Genomic DNA, 20,798 nt, shown 5'->3' on the forward strand with positions numbered 1-20,798 from the left:
GCCTCATAAAAAGCGTATCAATTTTGATGCGCTTTTTTGAGTTCTTAGAGGAATTATGAGTGGTCGTGATAGAAATAAACCTTGTCATTGCGGGTCAGGTCAAAAATACAAAAAGTGTCATTTACTTATTGAACAACACGTAAATACTGGACAAGTAAAAAAATTAGAAATGTATGAATTACAGAAAATTTTTGATGAAACTCTACATAAAGAAATTTGTGTAGCTAAAGACTTAGATACACCAAGAAATTGTACCGATAAAATTATTAATGCACATAGTCTAACGAAATCTTTAAGCTTAGAGAGGATTGCCGAAAAAGGACATGTATACGGATTTAAAAATAAAGATTTATTTTCGTTTTTTAAAAGTGATGGTTTTATAAAACTTAGAAAACTTGGTATTCGAACAGCATCAACTTTTAAAGGATTCTGCTCCTATCACGATGATTATTTATTTAGCTCAATTGAAAAAGACGATTTTGTATTAAGTGTAGAGCAAATATTAGCTTTATTTTATCGTTCCTTTTCATTGGAGTATTATAAGAAAAATAATGCTTTAGAAAATGCACGAAAGACTTTTCAGCCACTACTTAAAAATACACATAAGAATAAATTAGATTTACGTCCTGAGATAATAGTCGCAAATTTGAAAAGGGCAAATCTTGATCTCGAGGACAATCTAAAAATAAGGAAAAAAATAGTTGATTGCTTTAATGGTGATGCTGGAAATTCTATAAAAACTTATGCAATTAATGTTATAGGTGAATTTCCATTTGTATGTACAGGTCTATTCGCTTTATATAAAGATCTTTCAAATAACATTTTACAAAATATTTATGACTATCATCTACCAGAAATAGAGTATCTCTCACTAAATATTTTTTACGCTAAAGATGGTAGTTGTTGGATTGTTATTAATTGGTTTGAAAATGATAATTTAATAAACAAGTTCATTGATGAATTTAAGAAATTTTCAATAGTGGAGCAAGTAAATATAGTTACTAACATGATGCTTCAATATACTGAAAATATTTATTTTTCTCATGATTATATTGAAGGTTTAGATGCTTCTGAAAAATTTAAAATTGAGAAACTATTTAATAAATCTCTAAGAGGTGAGTTTTCTAGCTTAACGGAAATGAATTTTAAATTTGAAAATCTTTCTTTTAAAGTTAAAGAGTTATAAATAATATTTATCTAACTTAATAAATGTATTGCAGGAAAATTTAAAAAGCATACCCATTGGTATGCTTTTCTTTTTAAGCTTTTATTTCTTTGCAAGAATGCCTTGCACCCCACGAATTGTTAAAACCCCACCAATAATCAAGAACAGACCCACAAAGAACATCATAAACATGGTGCCACCTGTTTCACCTTGATTGGCTTGGCTAATCGCTTTCGCCATTTCCTCAGCAGAAGTCGCACCACTAGCCTCAGCTTTAGTTTGTGCGATCATACCCACCGAGGTTTTACACATTTCTAAAAGTTGTGCATCTGCTTGATTGTTATATTTTTGCTGAAGTTGCTGTTCACACAGTACTTGATCAGCCGTACTGATATTTGGTGTATTCGATTTCCAATACATAAATGCACTGAGAATAAGCAGCACAATACCAATGATTAAAGACGTTTTAGGATTTAAATTTTTCATATTATTATGCATTTATCATTTTTTAGATTATGTAGTTTAACTAAATAATTAGATCTTTCAAATTGAAAAAATGACTGATGTGTACTGACTCTCTGAGGTATTGCTATTTTTAAGGCATGACTCTTTTATAAAAATCAATCCAAGCCATAAATCGCTCAAGATAAATAGAGAGAATGTTGTAGTCGAAGTCGCCCTGATTGATTAAGATGAAACCAAATCAAACACTATAAATAAGATGAAAACATTAGCTTTTATACATGAACCTGACTCGAGTGGTGCAGTAGGGGATTTTTCACCTGTGACTTCTGTGTTCTCCCATTATCAACTGGGCAATACTACATCACCATTTTTATTGTTGGATCATCTAGGTCCTGGAAACTTGTCTCCAACACGTTTAAGAAAAGGGGTGTCTGAACATCCACATCGAGGTTTTGAAACGGTCACCATTGTCTATAAAGGCGAGATTGAACATCGAGACTCTACAGGTGGCGGTGGGGTGATCCAATCGGGTGACGTGCAATGGATGACAGCAGCCTCTGGCGTATTACATGAAGAAGTCTTTAGTGAAGCATTTTCAAACTCAGGTGGAAGTTTTGAGTTTTTACAATTGTGGGTCAACCTACCTGCTAAAGACAAAATGAATCCAGCGCGCTATCAAAGTTTGTCTAATGCAACGATCCCGAAGATCAGTTTAGAGAATGACTCATTTGTTAGAGTCATCGCAGGGCAATATGTCGATGCTATCGGTCCTGCACGAACGCATACGCCAATTCGAGTATTCGATGTCAGCCTCAAAGCGGGTGAAACACTGATATTGCCAGCAGATCATCAGGACACCACCATGATTTATCTGCGTTCTGGTCGATTACGCATAGCAGGTTCAAAAGATGTCGTTGAATCACATCAAATGGCAGTGATGTCGAATCAAGGTGAACATGTTGAACTGATCGCTTTACAAAACACGACTTTCTTATATTTATCAGGTCAACCTTTGAATGAACCGATCTATGCACGTGGTTATTTTGTGATGAATCAATTTTCAGAAGTGATGCAAGCCTATGAAGATTTGAAGAACAACACGTTCATACAGCATTGATCTGTTTCAAAAATACAAAGAAAAGAAGAAAACGCTGCTTTTATCAACATGAAACAATTAAATGCTATGTTGCAGGCATATTTATTTTAAAATAAAGCCTTAAAGAAACTGATGGAAATGAATCTGTTTGTAGATCATTTAATACCTATATCAGTTTTACTTTGCTCAAATTAAATGTAGAACATAATGCAAACTGCTTCAAAAGCAACATTAAGCCGTGCCACCATGATGTTTCCGTTGGCATTGGTACTCTTCGAATTTTCAGTCTATATCTGTAATGATTTAGTTCAACCTGCGATGCTCACCATTACTCAAGAGTTTGGTGTGAGTAGTGCATGGGCACCATCTTCCATGTCGTTCTTCCTTCTCGGTGGTGCGTGCTTGGCGTGGTTTCTAGGTCCATTGTCCGATCGCTTAGGACGTAAAAAAGTGCTGCTCGGTGGCGTAGTCTTTTTTGTAATTTGCTGTTTGTTGATTTTAATGACACAAACCATTGAACAATTTTTGGCACTACGTTTTCTACAAGGGATTGGCTTAACCATCATTTCAGCCGTTGGTTATGCTGCCATTCAAGAAATTTTTGAAGAACGCGATGCGATTAAAGTCATGGCGTTGATGGCAAATATTTCTCTCATTGCGCCGTTAATTGGTCCTGTGGTTGGCGCATTTATGATTGATCATGTGTCATGGCATTGGGGCTTTATCGGTATTGCATTATTGGCAACATTGAGCTTGTTTGGGCTCAAAGCCAAGATGCCTGAACAGCATGTCAGCATTCCAAAACAACCTTTGAGTTATGTATGGGATGACTTTAAAGCCGTGTTTAGTAATAAGCGATTTATGGCTCTGTCGCTGTCATTACCCTTGGTTTCGATTCCGTTGATTCTGTGGATTGCGATGTCACCTGTGATATTGGTGGAGCAATTGGGACTGACCAATATGCAATATGGCTTAGCTCAGGTTCCTGTACTTGGTGCTTTGATACTCGGGAATATTGTATTGATTCGGGTGATTGATCGGTTGGCACTTGGACGGACGGTGATGTTGGCATTGCCATTGATGCTTATAGGTACTTTGATTGTCTTGGCAGGGGTGATCTGGCAAGAATACATGCTGTGGTGTCTGGTCTTAGGCATGACCCTGATTAGCTTTGGCGAAGGCTGTAGTTTTTCCGTACTTTACCGTTTCTCACTGAGTGCTTCAGAAGTGTCGAAGGGGACCGTAGCAGCGGCAGTCGGGATGATCATGATGGTGGCATTTTTTGTCGTGATCGAAATTGTTCGTATTTTATATGGTCATTTTGATATGTGGGCATATGCATTGGCATGTTTTGCTTTAATCGCAGTGTGGTTCACCGTGCCAAGATCAGTGGTCAAAAGTATTATGCAAGAACGCGCGATGAGTGGACAGTTTTAATTGTCTAGCTCTGAATGGGCGCAGCTTTAAAGATTTAGTTTTTAAAAAGTGAATATAAAAAAGGTTGGAAAATAGATGATTTTTCCAACCTTTTTTGTTTTAAACAGGGCGCGCTAATCGCTCATTCACTGAATATTTAAGCCAATTTTTCTTGTTCTAACTTTTTAATCTTTTTATCGAAAATAAATGGTCCAAAAGGAAGAATTGAAGCAATCAATCCTAAAATAAAAATTTGGATTGACCATTTTTGTTTTTCACATACGATAAAAAGAACAGCCAGAAATGCAATAAACAGTACACCGTGCCCCATACCGACATATTTAACCAAGATCGGATTGCCCCAGATGTACTTCATTGGCATCGCAATAAAGAGTAAGAGTAAAAATGAAATACCTTCGAGTAAACCAACCCAGCGTAAAGTTTTGATATTCATGATTCACTTGTAGCAGATAAATGTGGCTTAAAGTGTACCCGAATGGAATCATATTTACAGCACCAATTACAAATTAAATATGAATAAGTGTTTGTATTTAAAATATTTAAATCCAATCGGTTCGCTAGGGATTCTGATTTTATGGTCGAGTTGAATAAGAGATTTTTCACTTTAAAAATCTCTATTTAGCGTCGCTGATTTTTTCTGAAACCTTTAAAATTATGATCAAATTTGCGAACCAAAGCATGCACCGATTATTGAATTTCTAAACTCAACAACGTTTGACGTAATTTTAGTAATTCAGGCAAAGTTTCAATCAGTAAACTGATTTGCTTGAGTACCAAAAGTAAATGTTCAGGTAATTGCTGTTGCTCATTGAACGTTTTAATTTCTTTCAAGTGCTGATTTAAATCGGTTTGGTTGAGCTCGATGTTTTGATCGAGTGCTTGTTCTAATATTTGTTCGAACCATTGCATTAAAGCCAAAATTTGTTGTTCTTGCTTCTGTTTTTCAGAGGCAAGTTGAGACTGATCAGTCTGACGCTGAATCAGGTGATGCACAGTATCGCGATGACTTCCTAAAGCGGAAATATAACTGAGTTGACTGTGGCTATAGACCAGATAGCGAAAGGCATGATGAATCAGGTTTTGATCCGGATTTGGTTCTGTACTCAGGCTTGAAATCATAGTGGATAATTCAATATGGGCATTGTGTGCATCACGCCGTGCCATACGGTACGCCATGCTATTATTTTTGCCATATTGGTATTGTTCAATCACTGCTTTTAGGTAGTGGAATGAGGCATGATTGCTGCGTAAAATTGTCTTCGAAATATTTCTAAAATTCCAATCTGGCCAGATAAAACTGACAGCAAACCAAGCTAAACCACATCCAATCAAGGTATCAATAATTCTTGGTAAAATAATGGCAAAACCAGCTCCTTTAAGGTTGAAAATTAATAACACCATTAAAGTTGCCATCAGTGTTGCCATGGCATATTTTTTTGAACGTAGATAGAAAAAACAGACCCCAAAAATAATCGTGAGCAGTAATTGTCCTTCAATACTTGGTACAAAATAAAGCACAGGAATGCCTAAAACTACACCTAATAGCGTGCCGAGTGTTCGTAACTTAAGACGACTTTTAGTGGCGAAATAACTGATTTGGCAGACAAACAAACTGGTGAGCAAAATCCAGTAACCATTTTTGGCAAAAGGAAGCAGAGAGATTGCATAGCCGACTGCGAAAACAAAAGCGATGCGAACCGCATGCCTAAATAATGCAGACTCAGGACTTAAATGCTGTTTTAGTTTTAGCCATAAGTCATTTAAACCATGAATATCATCATCTAAAAGATCAAAATTATCATGTGGCTGTGAAATTGAGTTTTGTCCTGATGAATTGGAGTAATGTTGTTGAAAATGCTGTTGTTCCACAGATAGATTTAAAAATTGTTCTTGTACTTTGTCTAGATTATTCAGAACTAAAACCAAATTTTTAACTTCAATATTGTGAGGGTTCTGTGTAACCCAATCCTGAAGTGAATCACGTAAATGCTCTAAATTTTTGTTATGTGGATGTGATAGTTGAAATGCACGTTGTTTTAAGATCGAGTCTGCCAATCGCTCACAGTGTAAGGCCTGTATGCGAATATTTTTTTGAAAGCGGTAGATCAGATCGGTACGACTAAAATTCTGTTGGATATTTTCATAGTGTAAATAATTGGAGGTTGCTTGTTCATGAATATCTTGTGCAAAAAAATACAGATTCAGCCAATAGATGGTTTTTTTATTGGCGCGAGATGCTTTGAGTCGAGTGAGTAAAGTCGCTTTGGTGGTATTTAGGCTTTGCACGACCTGACTGTTTTGTAAGGATAGTTCATACAGCAGTTGTTCGACATTGTCTTTATTATCTGGATCAAACAACCGAGCTTTTGCATTCAGCAAGGCAGCAATTTGATTAAAACATAATGCGAGATTGTCTTGTACCGCTTGTGTGGGTTTAAGTAAGTAAAACAAAATCGAGGTGATGCCATACCACAGCGCACCGAGAACAAAATAGCTGGGCTGTAAATACCATGCCTCGTACTCACCCAGTCCAAACATGGTGTAAATCGACAGAAGAACCGTACCAAATGAAATGGTGGCATAGCGTTGACCTAAAGCCCCCATGAGCATCAAAGTGCCACTAGACAGTGATAAATATAGGATGAATAAAAATTTGTAAGGATAGAGAAATTCTAAAATGCTACTGACACTAAAAAAGAGGATACAGACGTAGATCAGATTACGTAATCGTATTGTTAAACGGTCATCAAAGTCGGTGAGGGCGGCAGCGATAGCACCCAATGTGATCGGTACAATTAAGGATTCATAGCCTGCAAATAAAAGTCCCAATGTTGTTCCAGACAACACAATGCAAATTTGTAAGCAGTAGACCAATGTTGAATTAGATTTGAAGCTTAGGAATAGTTCTTTTATAGGGTTCACAATAATGTCTAAGTGCATGATTGTAGGTCTTTGTAGACTGTTCTTTTTTTGTTTAACTGTCAATTTTTATCAAATGAAAAATTTACAGCTATTCGATGATTTAATGCTTATTTGGGGATTTGAGTTGATTAAAATCTGACTTTTGCAAAAAACTAGGAATCAAATCAGCGTAATAAGGATAAATGTAAACATGCTGAATTTCGAAAATTTCAGACATAGCTTTGGCAAGTAGCAGAACGTTTGGTTTAGTTTCAACATAGGGACAATCGCGAATAATGAAACTCCATTGATCAATTGCGGTACTTAAATCTCGAAGTTGAAATTCGACTTGATCGATTGTCTGACGAATATCAGCAGAAAGGCTGTTAGGATTTATTTTGTCAATCAAACTGTGGAATTCTAATTTCGGAAAATTCGATTGGGGGTGTTGCTTGGAAATACTGCTGATGCATCGATTGATGTAGTTAATTGCTTCTTTAAGGTGCTGTACGACAGCAGCTTGAACTTGTAAAAAGTCACTACAATTGAGGCTATTTTGTATGTTGTTTTTGAAGAGTTGATATATTTGATGACACTGTTGCTCAATATCACTCAATGCTGTAATTCGATGTTTATGAGAATCAAGTGGCTGCATTTTAAAAGCTCGAATTCTGATTTTTGAGTGCTGTTATTATTTTGAACGTTAGATGAATAAGGACAGATCATCCGAAAGACAATGATTAAAGTAAGGATCTCAGTAAAAAATAATGAGCTTGTGGATAGAATTAGTATTATCCACAAGCCTTGATTAAAGTTTTATTTGATGCATGGATTACATAACCAATTAGTTAATCACACCACAAGCAACACGATCACCACCACCACCTAATGGTTTAGGTGAGTCTGAATAGTTGTCACCGCCAGCATGAACCATGATGGCTAAACCTTTTACATCAGCAAGTTTTAAACGAGGGGCAACCACTGTAGTTTTTGCTACGCCTTGGCTGTCTACATTCAACACAGGTAAGTCACCTAAATGCCCGTCATTGGGTGTGCCATGATGAGGTGCTTGTTGTGGGTTGAAATGACCACCTGCTGCTAAAGCTGCACCCATTTTCCCATCTTTTTCAGCAGGCTCACATGAACCTTTTTCATGGATATGGAAACCATGAAAACCTGGGCTGAGTTTTTGTAGATCGGTATTTAGAACAAGCCCTTGATCGCTGTCTTTAAATTCAATCGTACCGATTTTTTCACCGATACCTGAGGCAGAAACAGCATGTACATCGACTGAATGCGTTGTAGTAACTTGACCATTGGGTCTTTCTTCAGGTTGAGCAGTCACTGTTGGATTTGAACTACACCCAACCATGAAAACACCAAGAAGAGTGCTGAGTACCGTCAGTTTAAAAGAAGTTTTTTTAACGTTATGAAGCGACATGATCCATCCTTATTTTGTTTTATATACTTCTTTAGTGAAACAAAATAAGGAGGGTTATACAACTTTGATTAAGTATTTGAATGTATAAGTTTATTAACGATGCGGTTATTTTAATTCAGGCTCATCGTCATGATCATAAACCATCGTGGCTTTCGGAACTGGTTCAGGTTCAATGGTTTCATGTAGCCATTCGCGCCAAATTGCCAATAAAATCGCCAAAATCACAGGGCCGATGAATAGACCGACTAAACCAAAGCTCGCTAAGCCACCCAAGACACCAAACATAATCAATAAGAATGGAATTTGTGTTGCACCTGAGATTACCAATGGGCGAATCACGTTATCTGCGGTACTGACCACACACACGCCCCATGCAAACACACCAATGGCTTCTACTGTTTGACCTTGAGAGAATAACCAAAGTGATACTGCACCGTAAGCAAGTGGAGGGCCAAATGGAATCAGTGCCATGATGAACGTCAGCATGGTCAATAACATTGGATTTGGCACCCCAGCAAAGTAGTAACTTAACCCTGCAAGTAAGGCTTGGGCAACGGCTGTTAAACCAACACCATACACAACGGCACGTGTAGTTTCAGAAATCGTGTCCATATAATGCTGAATACGAGGACCAATCACTTTTTCCATTGCTTTACTGACTTGATGCACAATGGTTGGACCATCACGATAAAAGAAAAATAAAGAGAGGATCGCAAAACCCAGTTTAACTAAGTTGCGAGTAATTTCGCCCAAAACGAATTTACCGTAATTGAGATGTCCTTGAACCCATACACTAATATTGTTAAATAGGGCATTTGGATCAGCATTAATTTCTTTGATAATCCGCGCTAATTCTTTTCCAATAATAGGTAATTCACGAATGACTTCTGGAACAGATAAATGACCTGAAGCCAATTGACGTTGTAAATCAAAGAATAAGTTACGACCCTCATGTTGCAATAAAAATACAGCAAAAGTGAAGGGAAGACCGACAACCAGAGTTAAGAGTGTTGTCATGAGCATGGCGCTCAAAGATGGACGATTTTCACCACAAACACGTTGAATGCTTTTATAGATTGGCCATGTCATATACGCAATAATACATGCCCAAAGTACAGGTACAATGAAGTACTTAAGGATGTCAAAACCTAAATATAGGAGTATAAAAAACAAACCAAACAATAAGGCGCGTTGTAATGTCGGATTAAAATCTTGCACTGATGTCTCTAATCTACTTTAGCTATGCAGCGGGATTTAAAAAGAGCACGATACACCGCACTCAAGTTTTAATTCATATTACTCTGAAAATTGATAAAAAGAAGTAAATAAATAGTTGATCTAATTAAAACCAATCACCTTGATCTTCGATTAAAACATCTAATAACGGTTGCCATTGTTGTTGAATTGCTAAGTAAAGCTTTTGATTTTTATCAAAAACACTTAAGCCTTGCATGGCTAAAGTACCATAAGCCGCACGTTCTGCAATCCACGCCACAGGCTCTTGATCAATCTTGGCAAAAAACTGTTGAATATCTTTAGCACTTGCACCCGTAGGTTTAACACGATTTGCCAATAAATGAACTTGGACTTTGCCTTTACGAATGCGTTTGATTTCTTGAATATGTTTTAAAAAACGTTTGGTACTGTCAATATCAAAGAAAGAGGGTTGAAGGGGAGTCACAATCGCATGGCATTCACTAATCAATTGCTCAGCGTGCTCACCAGTCAATGCACCAGGTGCATCAATAATTAAATAATCTGTTTTTTTGGGTGCTTCCCCAATTGATTTTTCATGACGCCAATCAAGACTTTGAATAGCTGTCGCAGTCTCTGGTCGCTGTTTTAACCATTGCAGTGCAGATTTTTGGTTGTCTGCATCCGCTAAAGCAACTTTATAGCCTTTTTGAGCCAGTGCTGTTGCTAGAGTAATTGCTGTAATCGTTTTGCCACAGCCGCCTTTTTGATTTGCAATAAGTATCGTTTTCATGATTTATAAAATCTAATATGTAAGCAAGTGAGGTCTATTTGTAGCTTAGCATTAATTTTGGTAAGTGCGCGTCTACATGACAAAAGTCTAGATCTTGTTTACATTGTGCATAATTCAGTTGATGAGAAATACCATGTCCATTTGGATGGCGATGTTAATCGGTGCATGTATCGGGATTGTGCTCACCACAATCATTTTATCAGGCACAAGAAATGGAAGAATAAAGGCTGAATATGAACAATATATTGCAGAACTTGAATTAGAACACCAAGAAGCATTACTTAAGGCACAAAAACGCAGTGTAAATACCAGTCGAGCCGTATTAAAAGGCAAAATGGCTGAGCAAATGGCACCGATCATGCCTGAGTTTCAATATTTACCCAGTGATGCCAAGTTCTTAGGTGATCCAGTTGATTATGTTGTGTTTGATGGTTATACCGACTTTCGAGATGGTGATGGACGTGCAGAAGATATAGAAGTCGTGTTGATTGATATTAAAAGTGGTGGGGCTCGATTAACCAAAGGTCAAATGGCAATTGCACAAGCGATTCGGGATGGCAAAGTTCGATTTGAAACGATACGCATTGATTTTGCAGATGAATAGTGAAGTTTCTTTCATAGAACAAAAGCAAACTAGATTATTTTAGTTTTTGAGCACGTGCCAATAACATTCGTTGTCCAACTTTTGGAATACCTACAGCATCAAAATAATGCTTCTCAGTTAAAATAAACTGAGCATTGACTAAGCTGAGTTCAATATCACGATTGAGATGACAACCATCGGCAACCACTTTTTGAATCGGTGTTAGCAGATTTTGCAGATGTTTTAACAGGGCATGGTCATGGTAGAGCACATGCTCAACCAAATGTAATGTGCCATTGGGTTTCAGCACACGATGAATTTCATGTAATGCTGCATTTAAATCAGGAATACTACAAAAGGTCCAAGTGCTGACAATGTTGTCTAGTGACTCATCCTCAAAAGGTAATTTCTCTGCGCTGGCTTGTATATGTTCCACATGAAACGGAGCTTCTAAAACGCGCTGTTCTGCCAATGTGAAAATATCGTCATTGGGTTCTAGTGCGTATAAGGTACTAACCCCTTGATAAAAAGGCAGGTTCAAGCCTGTACCAAAACCAATCTCTAAAACATCACCTTGAATGGGGAGCAATAACTCACGTCGACTGTCCATTAGACTGGGTGTTTGCATCACTTGATTAAGCAAATGCGGAAAAATACGTTTTTGATACAGTTTATAAAGCATTAGAAAATGCCTTGATATGAGGTGGTACTTTGATTTTAATCAGATTTCATCTGATAACAAAAGACAAAAAACTGACTAAAGCATTCACAATTGTTACTTATTCTCAATTTTCATTTAATTTTTAAGGGTTATATTCAAGCTATACCGTTGCAGGTTCTTTCATATTCAAGCTTTGCTTAACTTTAAATCATGATGCATTTTAATTCCTATAATTAGGAATTCTGTCATTTATGAAGGATTAATATGAAACAGCCGTAACGTAAGATGAGTAATGAAACAGGAGTTTGATCATGGCTAAACCTATCGTATTTGCGGCATTTATTGCATTGTTTGCACTCAATGTACAGGCTCAGATGAGTACATTTGATCAAAATGTCCAAGCTGGTTTAGATAGTGAGTTCAATATTGCCAATGGTTTAGCGCCGGTTTTAAAGGATCAAAAAATTTCATTACTTGAGCCATTTTCAGGTGAGTTTCGTATCTTAGGATCAAAACAGTACCATGATGATGAACAAGCCAAATATTCTCCAATTGACTACGCCGTGACGCGTGGATTATTCACAGATCCAGAGATTGCTCGACAGATTTCGATTAATCAATACGACCGTTACTTAAATTGGAAAATGGCAAAACCTCCGATTCCACCGAAATTGGCTATGCAGTTAGTCAGTAATATGCACATTATTCCAGCAAACCCTGAAATTGCGAAACAAATTACCCAAGTCAAACGTGGTGACTTAGTGCGTTTGGAAGGGGATTTAGTACAAATTGATGCTAAAGATTTAAGATGGAAATCAGCATTGGATTGGAATGGAATTGGCGATGGCGCATGTAAATTGATTCGTGTCGATTCGATCAAATGGGTTGAAAAGCAAAATATCTAATTTGAGGTTTAGGTTCTGACTTTGAATAGAATGGGCGGAGATTGAAAAATGATTGATCTTAAAAGTTGGTAAGTAGTAACACTGAAAAGTAGTAAAAAAGAATAGTAGTAAAAGAAAAGTAGTAAAAGAAAAGTAGGTTAGACCTTATGAACACATGGAAGACACGACCGAAAAAATTTATCGCAGCGACCATTTCTATACTCATTACGAGTCTGGGCTTGGTGGCTTGCCAAAGTCCGAGTACCACGGTGAAATTAGAAACACATCATTATTCATTGAATCAAAAGTGTCCAACTTTACTCGATATGAAGATTGGTGAAACCTTACATTTTCATGCACCTGAAAACCCGACGACAGGCTATCAATGGAAACTGTTACAGCCATTAAAACTCTTGAAGACTGAAGAGATTTTTCAACAGAAAGAGGTTGAGGAAGGTATAGTTGGTGTAGGTGGCGAAAAGAATTTTCACTTTAAAGCTGAAAAAGTTGGGCAAGAGTTGATTGAGCTGGTTCATGTTCGAGCATGGGAAAGCAGTCAACAGCCTGAACAACAGTGGCAATGTCGAGTTCGAATTTCATAAAAAAGGATCTGAAATCCTTTTTTATGATGAGTCGATAATCTATTTTAAATAAATTTCAGTCAATCTATTGAGCAGTTTGTTGCTGCCAATGTTCGAGCTGTGCTTGAGCTGTGTAGTAGTCACTCATGCCTTCAATTGCATCGGTTGGGTTTGCTAACTCATTGTCGGTAGACTGTTTTAATTCTTGGTAGACTTTGGCTTGATTCTCCCAATACTGATAATACAAGCCTTGGATATAGCGGCCTTGTTCAGTTTTTAAATCCAGTTCTTTTAACATATTCAATGATGATTTGATCAAATCATGTTTGCGCTGACTCTTCATATCTTCGGTGAGATTATTATCTTTTTCTAAAGTTTGAAGCTCGCTCTCTAAGTCATGACTTAAACTGTCGAACTGGGTTTGATAGGTGGTGAGTAGTCCAATATCATGCGCATCATCAGGTGTGGCAGGAAAGTTTTTAATGGCTTTGGCTTCAGTTTTATCCTTTAAATCTGAACCGTCCTTTGAGTCTAAACTCGAAGATTCGGCTTCATGCTCTGACGTTGCATCTTTGGGCGTACACGCAGTCATCATGATACTGCCGCCGAGCATGAGGGAGAGTAGCGCGATATGTAGCTTGGACATTTGCATCAAAGCACTCCTTATTTTGTGTTGAAGTTTAAAGTCAGTTATTTAAATGGTTATGCAAATTTATATGTAAGTGAAACAGCTCTATCGCAGTAATATACTGCGATTTTATGGATGCAATGTTGTAGTTATTTTCTTATTCAGTTTTTTTGAAATGGTAAGCATAAGTCACATAAGGAAATTCGATTTGATCTTGAGGTCTTTTCGAGGTGTATTCAAAAACAATGCTTTCAAAATTTTTCTTCATTTCATTTTGCTGTTGTGGTGACATGGCTGCAATGAAACTGGTTGATAATAAGCGACGACTGACCACATCTTCCACAGTGCCAAGTTGATGTTGCACAAAGACCTTTTTACTTTCAAAACCAAACAGGGATTGGTTCTGAAATACTTTTTGCCACTCATTGCTGTGAAAGCGTGGGGTATCACCTTCATAGTCTTTTAAAAAATCAGCCAGTGCCTTAACCCAATCCACGGTTTCATCCCGTTGATTCCAGACTAAACCCAAATGACCTGAATCTTTCAGTAAGCGATGCATTTCTTGCAGAGTTTCAATATTTGCAAACCAATGAAAGGATTGAGCGCACAAAATCGCATCAATACTGTTGGTTTTTAGTGGAATATCATGACTTGAGGCTTGTTGAGTTTGTACCTCAGGATGTACTATTTTCAACTGTTCCAGCATTTCTGAAATGGGTTCAACTGCAATGATGTTGGGCGTAGTTTGTTTTAAATAATCTAAGAATTTTCCAGTGCCTGAACCGAGGTCAATTGCGGTGGATTCTTGATTGAGCAATAGGTCTTCTGCAAGCCAATTGACCAATTCTTGAGGATAATTAGGACGTACGCTTTGATAAAGTTCAGCAGCAGAACTGAACCCAGTTTGAGCAGCAGGATGTAATGAATGTGTCATATTTTGCGCTTTTTTATCTGTGCAGTATCTATAAAATATGACATTTGGTGGAATGTTTAGGCAAGTGAATGATTGATTCATTTTGCAAACAACAGATTGAGTGCCTTTTTTGGAATTGCAATGGATAAGCAAATAGTATTTGAAGATGAACACATCACAGCAATTTATTTAAAAGGTTCAACTGAAACGTTGGTTCTTTCTTTTGGCGATTTAATCACACGTGCCAAGGGAACATCCATCAATGCAGAAAAATCCTTAAGTAAGTATGAATATAGTGTGATTGGCTTTATGCCAAAGCAAAAGTCATGGTTCCCGCATGCCAGTATGATGGGGGCTTTAGATGCGATTCAAGGCATTTTGGCAGAATACAAAAACATTGTGTCCTATGGTGGCTCAATGGGTGGTTATGCTGCGATTAAGTATGCCAAAGCATTCAAAATGAATCGTGTCGTGGCGATGGTGCCTCAGTATTCGATCAATCCAGAAGAAGTCGCAGACCGTCGCTATACCGATTTTTATGATGCTGAAGTCAATGGGGATATGCGTATTCAAGCGGATGATATAGTCGCTGAATGTGAATACATCATTGTCTATGATCCTTATTTTGATTTGGATCGTGAGCATTATCGTAAAATCAAACCTCTGATTCCCCAGTTGCATACTTTACATCTGCCCTATACCGGACATGATGCGATTGCGGTATTGGCCAATTCCGCACTATTACACGACTTTATTGAACATCCGTTTGAGCCTACTTATTTTTATAAGCAAATTCGTGATGTCAAAAAGAACAGTAAATTCTATTATCGCAGTGTGATCGCACATCTACTCGGTAATCATAATGAAGCTTTAGGTAAAATTCTTAAAACCATTGATTTACAACTGGACAGTGCTTTTTTTGATGCCAGTTTAAAGCAAACCATTACCCGTATTTTATTGACCAATAAACGTGTGGATGAGCAAGATTTACAGAAACTCGGTATCTCAGTGAATTTACCCTTTGAAAATAAAACACAGCTTCAAGACAGCTTTGGCAAAGTTTTGGTATTCAATGTGATTACGCAAAAACTTGAAAGTTATGATCAGCAAGTGATTGATGTGAATGGTAAATACATTATTCCATTACATGTGGAAAACAGTGGTTTGGCAACACTTGAAGTTAAAAAGCAAGACTATCTCATTTGTATGAATGATCGAAGAGTGACTAAACTGTTTAAGTTGGATGATGAACTCAGTTCAGACATGCAACCTTTGGTGGTGAAGAAAGGTTCAGGGTTTTATAGCTTGAGTTATAAGGCGCTATATATGCGTTCTGATGAAGCTGGGAACTGTATATTTGATGCTGAAACGGTCGGTGAAACAGAACAGTTCGTGGTGAGTTGATTAGCTCAACATTGCGAGAGTGCTGATTGAGGAAAAAGGGCTTTATAATGTATAAAGTCCTTTTTTTTTATTTCGTAAATTGAATCAGTGGTAAGTCAATAATGAACAGCTAAAGCTCTATTGGTATAAAGCCTGAACGCTCAATTAAATTTCGTTTGTCTCATTTCTAAGTGGTATTTACACCTGAGTACTGAAGTTGAGAGGATGGGAGCCGTGTAGAAATATCACAAGTTTTTAGATACTTTATAAAGTAGTGCTTTAATCTGATTGTTAAGAATAAGTACATCAGTTGAACACTGATGTACCTTTTGATGATTAAATCACATGATTAAAATTTAAAATTTTTAAACCATTTGTTAAAACCTAAATCACCAGATGAACATGAATTGTCAATTACAGGTGGTTTTGGTTGAAAAGATCCACATGGGCTTTCGTCAATTACAGGTGGTTTTGGTTGAACTGGAGCTGGGTTGATAGGACCGCATGTATTACATCCAGAGCCTTGTGGATTAAAAAGGCGGTTGATTAAAAAAGCTTTGATGAGGAAAGTACCACCACTAACTTGTTCGATTTCTGTAGAGTTTAATTGTTGTAAGCTCATTTTTATATCCTATATTGTTAAGAAAAACTAAATAATGAGTTTTTATTTTATATGGATTACTTTAAGAAAGTGAATTGCAATTCATATTAAATGTATGCTTTTTTTTAAAGAGAATGAACTTTAATTTATTTTATCCAATAGCTTAGTTTTAAAGACCAAATGTATTTTTTATCGTATTGATTTTGGTGTAAAAAAAGGAACTTTCGTCCCTTTTTTGATGTGTGTTGCTTGAAATCAATGTTGGTTTTTACATGGTCGTCATACGTTCAAGACGTCGATTCGCACGTTTAAATGTACCAAAGTCATTAAAGCGCACACCATTTTCTTTCATGATTGGATAGCAATCTTTGGCAATCGCTTGGCGAATATAAAAAGTATCTCGTACTACGAAATGATGGATCGCATGTGTGCCGCCAAAGTTGAAGCAAAATGCTTGTAAAGGCTTCATACGCCAATCTGTCCAAATTTGACATTGTTGAACCACATTGCCATTTTCCACATCACCATAATAATGAATATTTGAGCTGGTGAAATGCAGACTCAGAGTTCGTAAATAGTTTGGTGCTGCAATTGCCACAGCATAGAACTTGGTTGATTTGTCGATGAAACGCCAAATGCGATTGGTCGGTTGCTTCATATTTAAAGCTTTAATCCCAATTTTGGTGATGCTCATAAACAAAAAGCTATACCAAAGACCATAATGAATATTGCCGAAGGGGGTATAGCCAAGCGCCATTTTCGCTTTCAGTTTGAGTTTGTCTTTGAGAGTAAGATTTTTTTGCGCATTGGCATATTCATTGGTGGCATTCAACATCGTAAATGGACGCAACGCGATGGCAAGCATGTTGTCGCCTGTCATGATCAGGCGTTTTAAGCCCCATTTGTCACCATTATTGATGCCGCGTTCTTCAATATCAGATGGCGTACCTGAAGATTTATGATGATGTAAATGAATGTCACGACGAATCCAAGGGCTAATCGTACTGGGTCTAAAGGCATAAACAGTCGCTAGCATCGCATTGTTGATTTTTTTATTTTTGCGATAATACATTTGATGTATCAAATCATGCTCTAATTCATGCAAAATAGACATCCAAAATGCAGAAAGTGAAACTGCCACATACCAAGGCATTTTTCCACGTGCATATTGGGTAATATTAAAAATAATGCCCGTCACGGATGTAATGAGAATACCCATCCCGATTTGGTCTTGATATTTGACTAACCAAGGATGTTGAGCGCGCAATTGATTACCCGCTTCCAAAATACCTTTTCGGATGCGATGGTTGCGTTGTTCATCTTCAGGGTCAGCAAACAATTTAAACTTTTGTTGGCTTGACATATTTACATCCGAAAGCGGTAAATTCATATCCAATTTCCTCTGTGAACTAGGAATAGCAAGGAATGTGTATAAAAATCCAACAAATGTTGGATTTTTAGAGAGAGTATATGATGGGTCAAACTCAGTCAACAGCTGTACCAAAAATAATGAGCAAACCACTCAATTTGCCAAAACAACAGCGCACGCAAAAGCGCATGGAAAAAGTTGTAGAAACAACTGAAAAAATGTTGATAAATATGGACTTGGAGAAAATTTCAATTCCAGAGGTTGCCAATGAGTCAGGCGTACCTCGTGCCAGTATCTATCAGTTTTTTCCGACGAAATACGATTTGCTGAGGCACATTGCTTTACAACATTTGCACGTGTTAATTGCCGAATTAAAGACAGTTGGTCTACAAGTTGTTTTGGATCATCCGAATCAACCCATCACCATTTACGGGCCATTAATTACTGCTGAAATGATTCGAACCACAGCTAAGTTCTATAATGATTCAGATGTTGCGAGTATGTTGATTCTAGGTGGAGCAGTGACTCAGCACTCGTATTTGGAGTATCAAGTTGAGTTGCAAAAAGTCAGTGCAACGATGCGCCAAGGTCTGAAAATGCTGAATATTGATGAATTCATACCAGCAAAACCCGACACGATGACGATTCTAATCGAGTTGATTTTCACCTGTATGAAGCATGGTTATTACACTGAAAGTTATATTTCAGAAGAGATTTGCCAAGAAGCTTATCGTATTGCAATGTCTTATCTTGCGGCTTTAAAGAACAATGTCTTTAAGCTTGATCAAGTGAAAAAAATTGGTTTACAAGTTCAAGATTGAGTTGCGTGTGCATAGGTGATCAAGCATAGTGATAGAGAAAGGTAATTCGATTGGAATGAGATTCTCACCTTATGAAAGCTGTATTTTTAGATTACGCATCGCTTGATCAAAATGATTTAGATTTTTCGGAACTTCATGCTGTTTTTGAAAATTTAACCCTTTATCCAGCATCGACTGAAGAACAAGTTTTAGAACGAATTCAAGATGTGGGTGTAGTCATTACCAATAAGGTTCGAATTTCAGCTGAAGTCATACAGCAACTTCCACAGCTCAAACTGATTTTGATTTCTGCAACAGGCACCAATAATGTCGATTTAGTTCAGACAAAGAAAAGTGGCATTGTGGTGTGTAATTGTCAGGCTTATGGAACTTCTGCTGTTGCACAACATACTTTAATGCTGATGTTGGCACTTTCTACTTCTGTGATTCAGTATCATCAAGCGGTTCAAAAGGGTGAATGGCAAAAAGCACAACAATTCTGTTTGCTTGATTTCCCGATTGTGGAACTTACAGGTAAAACACTGGGTATCATCGGCTATGGTGAGCTTGGACAGGCTGTTGCTCAGTTGGCTAAAGCATTTGGTATGCAGATTATGGTTGGAGCATTGCCGAATCGTCCACAACGTGAAGGTCGAGTTCAATTAGATGAATTATTGAGCCAAGCTGATTATGTGTCTTTACATTGTCCATTGACGGCTGAAACCAAAGATTTAATCGATGCAAAAGCTTTTGACCGCATGAAATCCAGTGCCTTCCTGATCAATTGCGCGCGTGGAGGTATTGTCAATGAGCAGGCTTTGGCTGATGCACTTATTCATAAGAAAATTGCAGGGGCTGCAACGGATGTACTCACGGTTGAACCTCCGAAACAGGGCAATGTATTACTGAATATAGATATTCCGAATTTGATCATTACCCCGCACAGTGCATGGGGCAGCGTCGATGCAAGACAAAGAATCGTGCAACAACTGATGGAAAATGTAAAAGCATTTCAAACTGGTCAGCCGATACGACAAGTTAATTTATAGATTGATGATCTCGCTTAAATCAACTTAAACGGATTCATCGAATAATAAAAAAAGCCCATAAGGGCTTTTTTTATTCAAGTTTTTTGCCTTTCTTCAAATGTGTGCTTAACGAGGTACACCTTCTTGATCATCCTCACCTTGCGCTTTTTGAGGGACTGCCGAAGGTGTAGTTGATGGTGTTTCAACATTCACTGGTGTTGATGCACTTGAACTTTGAATTGGAATAGATTGACGCTGAATCTCAGAATCTGAGAATTCGATATTATTCTGAGGGTTGTTGTCTGAGATATTACTTTGTGTATTTGGTACAGACGAATCAGATGTCACCGAGCTTGCTGAAGGTGTAGAGGGTGGAACTGGAATAGGTTCAATCACCTGGGGCTGAACCGGCACTGGATTAACCACAGGGGCGTGGGTACTCATAGGAACAGTAGAGGTTTGACTCATACTGCCACGTTCAATTGGGACACCACCTGAACCTCTTAAGTTTTCTTTGGTCTGTTTCACTTTTTGGACTGCGGTGTCGATACCTTGGCGAGTGTTGTCACGTGCAATGACTGCTTGTTCAGTGGTGTATTCTTTGGTGTTTTGCCATGTTTGATCGACATTGGGTTTGATGCTCGCAACACCACGTTCAGTCACCGCACCTACTTTCTCAGCTGCGGTTTGAATTTTATCTTGCGCTTTAACGGCAAGCACTTTAATCAAGTTTGGATTGTCACCATAAGCTGGTGCAGTTTTTTGCGTTTCGTTTTGTTGAGCAAAAACAGAAGTGCTCAAACAGAGTGTTGCTGTCATTGCAGCCAATAGCGTCTTTTTCATTGTTTGGTTATGTCCTGTATGTACAGTGATGA

At 37.6% G+C, this 20,798-nt stretch carries 22 protein-coding genes; 9 read left to right on the forward strand and 13 right to left on the reverse strand.

Annotation, left to right across the window (positions count from 1 at the left end; genetic code table 11):
- Positions 1-55 precede the first annotated feature (55 nt).
- The gene (locus tag AC5YDM_RS05035; protein ID WP_496151024.1) at positions 56-1,186 is read left to right on the forward strand and encodes an SEC-C domain-containing protein; all 1,131 of its coding nucleotides are present in this window, start codon (positions 56-58) and stop codon (positions 1,184-1,186) included.
- Positions 1,187-1,267: 81 nt separating this feature from the next.
- On the opposite strand, the gene AC5YDM_RS05040 is transcribed toward AC5YDM_RS05035, so the two are convergent.
- A complete protein-coding gene (locus tag AC5YDM_RS05040) occupies positions 1,268-1,651 on the reverse strand; it encodes a hypothetical protein (RefSeq protein WP_496151025.1) in 384 nt (127 codons plus the stop codon).
- Between the two features lie 235 nt (positions 1,652-1,886).
- On the opposite strand from AC5YDM_RS05040, the gene AC5YDM_RS05045 reads away from it, so the two are divergent.
- Complete coding sequence (locus tag AC5YDM_RS05045) at positions 1,887-2,747, forward strand: pirin family protein (protein ID WP_496151026.1); 861 nt, start codon at positions 1,887-1,889, stop codon at positions 2,745-2,747.
- Positions 2,748-2,933: 186 nt separating this feature from the next.
- Positions 2,934-4,163 carry a chloramphenicol efflux MFS transporter CraA gene (craA, locus tag AC5YDM_RS05050; protein ID WP_496151027.1) on the forward strand — a complete coding sequence of 410 codons (1,230 nt, stop codon included), beginning with the start codon at positions 2,934-2,936 and terminating at the stop codon, positions 4,161-4,163.
- A gap of 136 nt (positions 4,164-4,299) precedes the next feature.
- On the opposite strand, the gene AC5YDM_RS05055 is transcribed toward craA, so the two are convergent.
- From AC5YDM_RS05055 to AC5YDM_RS05080, 6 genes are all read right to left on the reverse strand, one after another.
- The gene (locus AC5YDM_RS05055) at positions 4,300-4,596 is read right to left on the reverse strand and encodes a DUF3817 domain-containing protein (RefSeq protein ID WP_496151028.1); all 297 of its coding nucleotides are present in this window, start codon (positions 4,594-4,596) and stop codon (positions 4,300-4,302) included.
- Between the two features lie 254 nt (positions 4,597-4,850).
- Positions 4,851-7,085, reverse strand: coding sequence for a YccS family putative transporter (yccS, locus tag AC5YDM_RS05060; RefSeq protein ID WP_496151245.1), 2,235 nt, complete (start codon positions 7,083-7,085; stop codon positions 4,851-4,853).
- Positions 7,086-7,185: 100 nt separating this feature from the next.
- Positions 7,186-7,719 (reverse strand): hypothetical protein, encoded by a 534-nt coding sequence (locus AC5YDM_RS05065; protein WP_496151029.1) that lies wholly within the window; start codon positions 7,717-7,719, stop codon positions 7,186-7,188.
- Positions 7,720-7,908: 189 nt separating this feature from the next.
- Entirely contained in the window at positions 7,909-8,505 is a 597-nt protein-coding gene (gene sodC / locus AC5YDM_RS05070) for a superoxide dismutase [Cu-Zn] SodC (RefSeq protein WP_496151030.1), read from the reverse strand.
- Between the two features lie 105 nt (positions 8,506-8,610).
- Positions 8,611-9,723, reverse strand: a complete 1,113-nt coding sequence (locus AC5YDM_RS05075; RefSeq protein WP_496151031.1) for an AI-2E family transporter — start codon at positions 9,721-9,723, stop codon at positions 8,611-8,613.
- 124 nt (positions 9,724-9,847) lie between these two features.
- Positions 9,848-10,492: an AAA family ATPase gene (locus AC5YDM_RS05080; RefSeq protein ID WP_496126684.1), complete on the reverse strand. Its 645-nt coding sequence runs from the start codon at positions 10,490-10,492 to the stop codon at positions 9,848-9,850.
- A 133-nt stretch (positions 10,493-10,625) separates the two neighbouring features.
- Here AC5YDM_RS05080 and AC5YDM_RS05085 point away from each other — a divergent pair, with 133 nt between their 5' ends.
- Positions 10,626-11,096, forward strand: a complete 471-nt coding sequence (locus AC5YDM_RS05085) for a Holliday junction resolvase-like protein (RefSeq protein WP_496151032.1) — start codon at positions 10,626-10,628, stop codon at positions 11,094-11,096.
- Between the two features lie 34 nt (positions 11,097-11,130).
- Here the strand turns inward: AC5YDM_RS05085 and AC5YDM_RS05090 are convergent, their stop codons facing one another.
- Positions 11,131-11,757, reverse strand: coding sequence for a class I SAM-dependent methyltransferase (locus AC5YDM_RS05090; protein WP_496151033.1), 627 nt, complete (start codon positions 11,755-11,757; stop codon positions 11,131-11,133).
- A gap of 353 nt (positions 11,758-12,110) precedes the next feature.
- Here AC5YDM_RS05090 and AC5YDM_RS05095 point away from each other — a divergent pair, with 353 nt between their 5' ends.
- The gene (locus tag AC5YDM_RS05095; protein WP_496151246.1) at positions 12,111-12,641 is read left to right on the forward strand and encodes a hypothetical protein; all 531 of its coding nucleotides are present in this window, start codon (positions 12,111-12,113) and stop codon (positions 12,639-12,641) included.
- Positions 12,642-12,787: 146 nt separating this feature from the next.
- Positions 12,788-13,222 carry a protease inhibitor I42 family protein gene (locus AC5YDM_RS05100; protein ID WP_496151034.1) on the forward strand — a complete coding sequence of 145 codons (435 nt, stop codon included), beginning with the start codon at positions 12,788-12,790 and terminating at the stop codon, positions 13,220-13,222.
- Between the two features lie 64 nt (positions 13,223-13,286).
- On the opposite strand, the gene AC5YDM_RS05105 is transcribed toward AC5YDM_RS05100, so the two are convergent.
- Together AC5YDM_RS05105 and AC5YDM_RS05110 are read right to left on the reverse strand one after the other, a co-directional pair.
- Positions 13,287-13,853 carry a hypothetical protein gene (locus tag AC5YDM_RS05105; RefSeq protein ID WP_496151035.1) on the reverse strand — a complete coding sequence of 189 codons (567 nt, stop codon included), beginning with the start codon at positions 13,851-13,853 and terminating at the stop codon, positions 13,287-13,289.
- 133 nt (positions 13,854-13,986) lie between these two features.
- A complete protein-coding gene (locus tag AC5YDM_RS05110; RefSeq protein WP_496151036.1) occupies positions 13,987-14,763 on the reverse strand; it encodes a class I SAM-dependent methyltransferase in 777 nt (258 codons plus the stop codon).
- A gap of 120 nt (positions 14,764-14,883) precedes the next feature.
- Here AC5YDM_RS05110 and AC5YDM_RS05115 point away from each other — a divergent pair, with 120 nt between their 5' ends.
- Positions 14,884-16,146, forward strand: coding sequence for a hypothetical protein (locus AC5YDM_RS05115; RefSeq protein WP_496151037.1), 1,263 nt, complete (start codon positions 14,884-14,886; stop codon positions 16,144-16,146).
- A gap of 328 nt (positions 16,147-16,474) precedes the next feature.
- On the opposite strand, the gene AC5YDM_RS05120 is transcribed toward AC5YDM_RS05115, so the two are convergent.
- Together AC5YDM_RS05120 and AC5YDM_RS05125 are read right to left on the reverse strand one after the other, a co-directional pair.
- Positions 16,475-16,747 (reverse strand): hypothetical protein, encoded by a 273-nt coding sequence (locus AC5YDM_RS05120; protein WP_496151038.1) that lies wholly within the window; start codon positions 16,745-16,747, stop codon positions 16,475-16,477.
- Positions 16,748-16,994: 247 nt separating this feature from the next.
- On the reverse strand, positions 16,995-18,116 hold the full coding sequence (locus AC5YDM_RS05125; protein ID WP_496151039.1) for a fatty acid desaturase: 1,122 nt from the start codon (positions 18,114-18,116) through the stop codon (positions 16,995-16,997).
- An 80-nt stretch (positions 18,117-18,196) separates the two neighbouring features.
- Here AC5YDM_RS05125 and AC5YDM_RS05130 point away from each other — a divergent pair, with 80 nt between their 5' ends.
- Positions 18,197-18,916, forward strand: a complete 720-nt coding sequence (locus tag AC5YDM_RS05130; protein ID WP_496151040.1) for a TetR/AcrR family transcriptional regulator — start codon at positions 18,197-18,199, stop codon at positions 18,914-18,916.
- Between the two features lie 71 nt (positions 18,917-18,987).
- A complete protein-coding gene (locus AC5YDM_RS05135) occupies positions 18,988-19,944 on the forward strand; it encodes a 2-hydroxyacid dehydrogenase (RefSeq protein WP_496151041.1) in 957 nt (318 codons plus the stop codon).
- A gap of 105 nt (positions 19,945-20,049) precedes the next feature.
- Here AC5YDM_RS05135 and AC5YDM_RS05140 read toward each other — a convergent pair whose 3' ends face one another.
- Positions 20,050-20,766: a hypothetical protein gene (locus AC5YDM_RS05140; RefSeq protein WP_496151042.1), complete on the reverse strand. Its 717-nt coding sequence runs from the start codon at positions 20,764-20,766 to the stop codon at positions 20,050-20,052.
- Positions 20,767-20,798: the final 32 nt, after the last annotated feature.

It is taken from the genome of Acinetobacter sp. CY81, assembly GCF_059515925.1.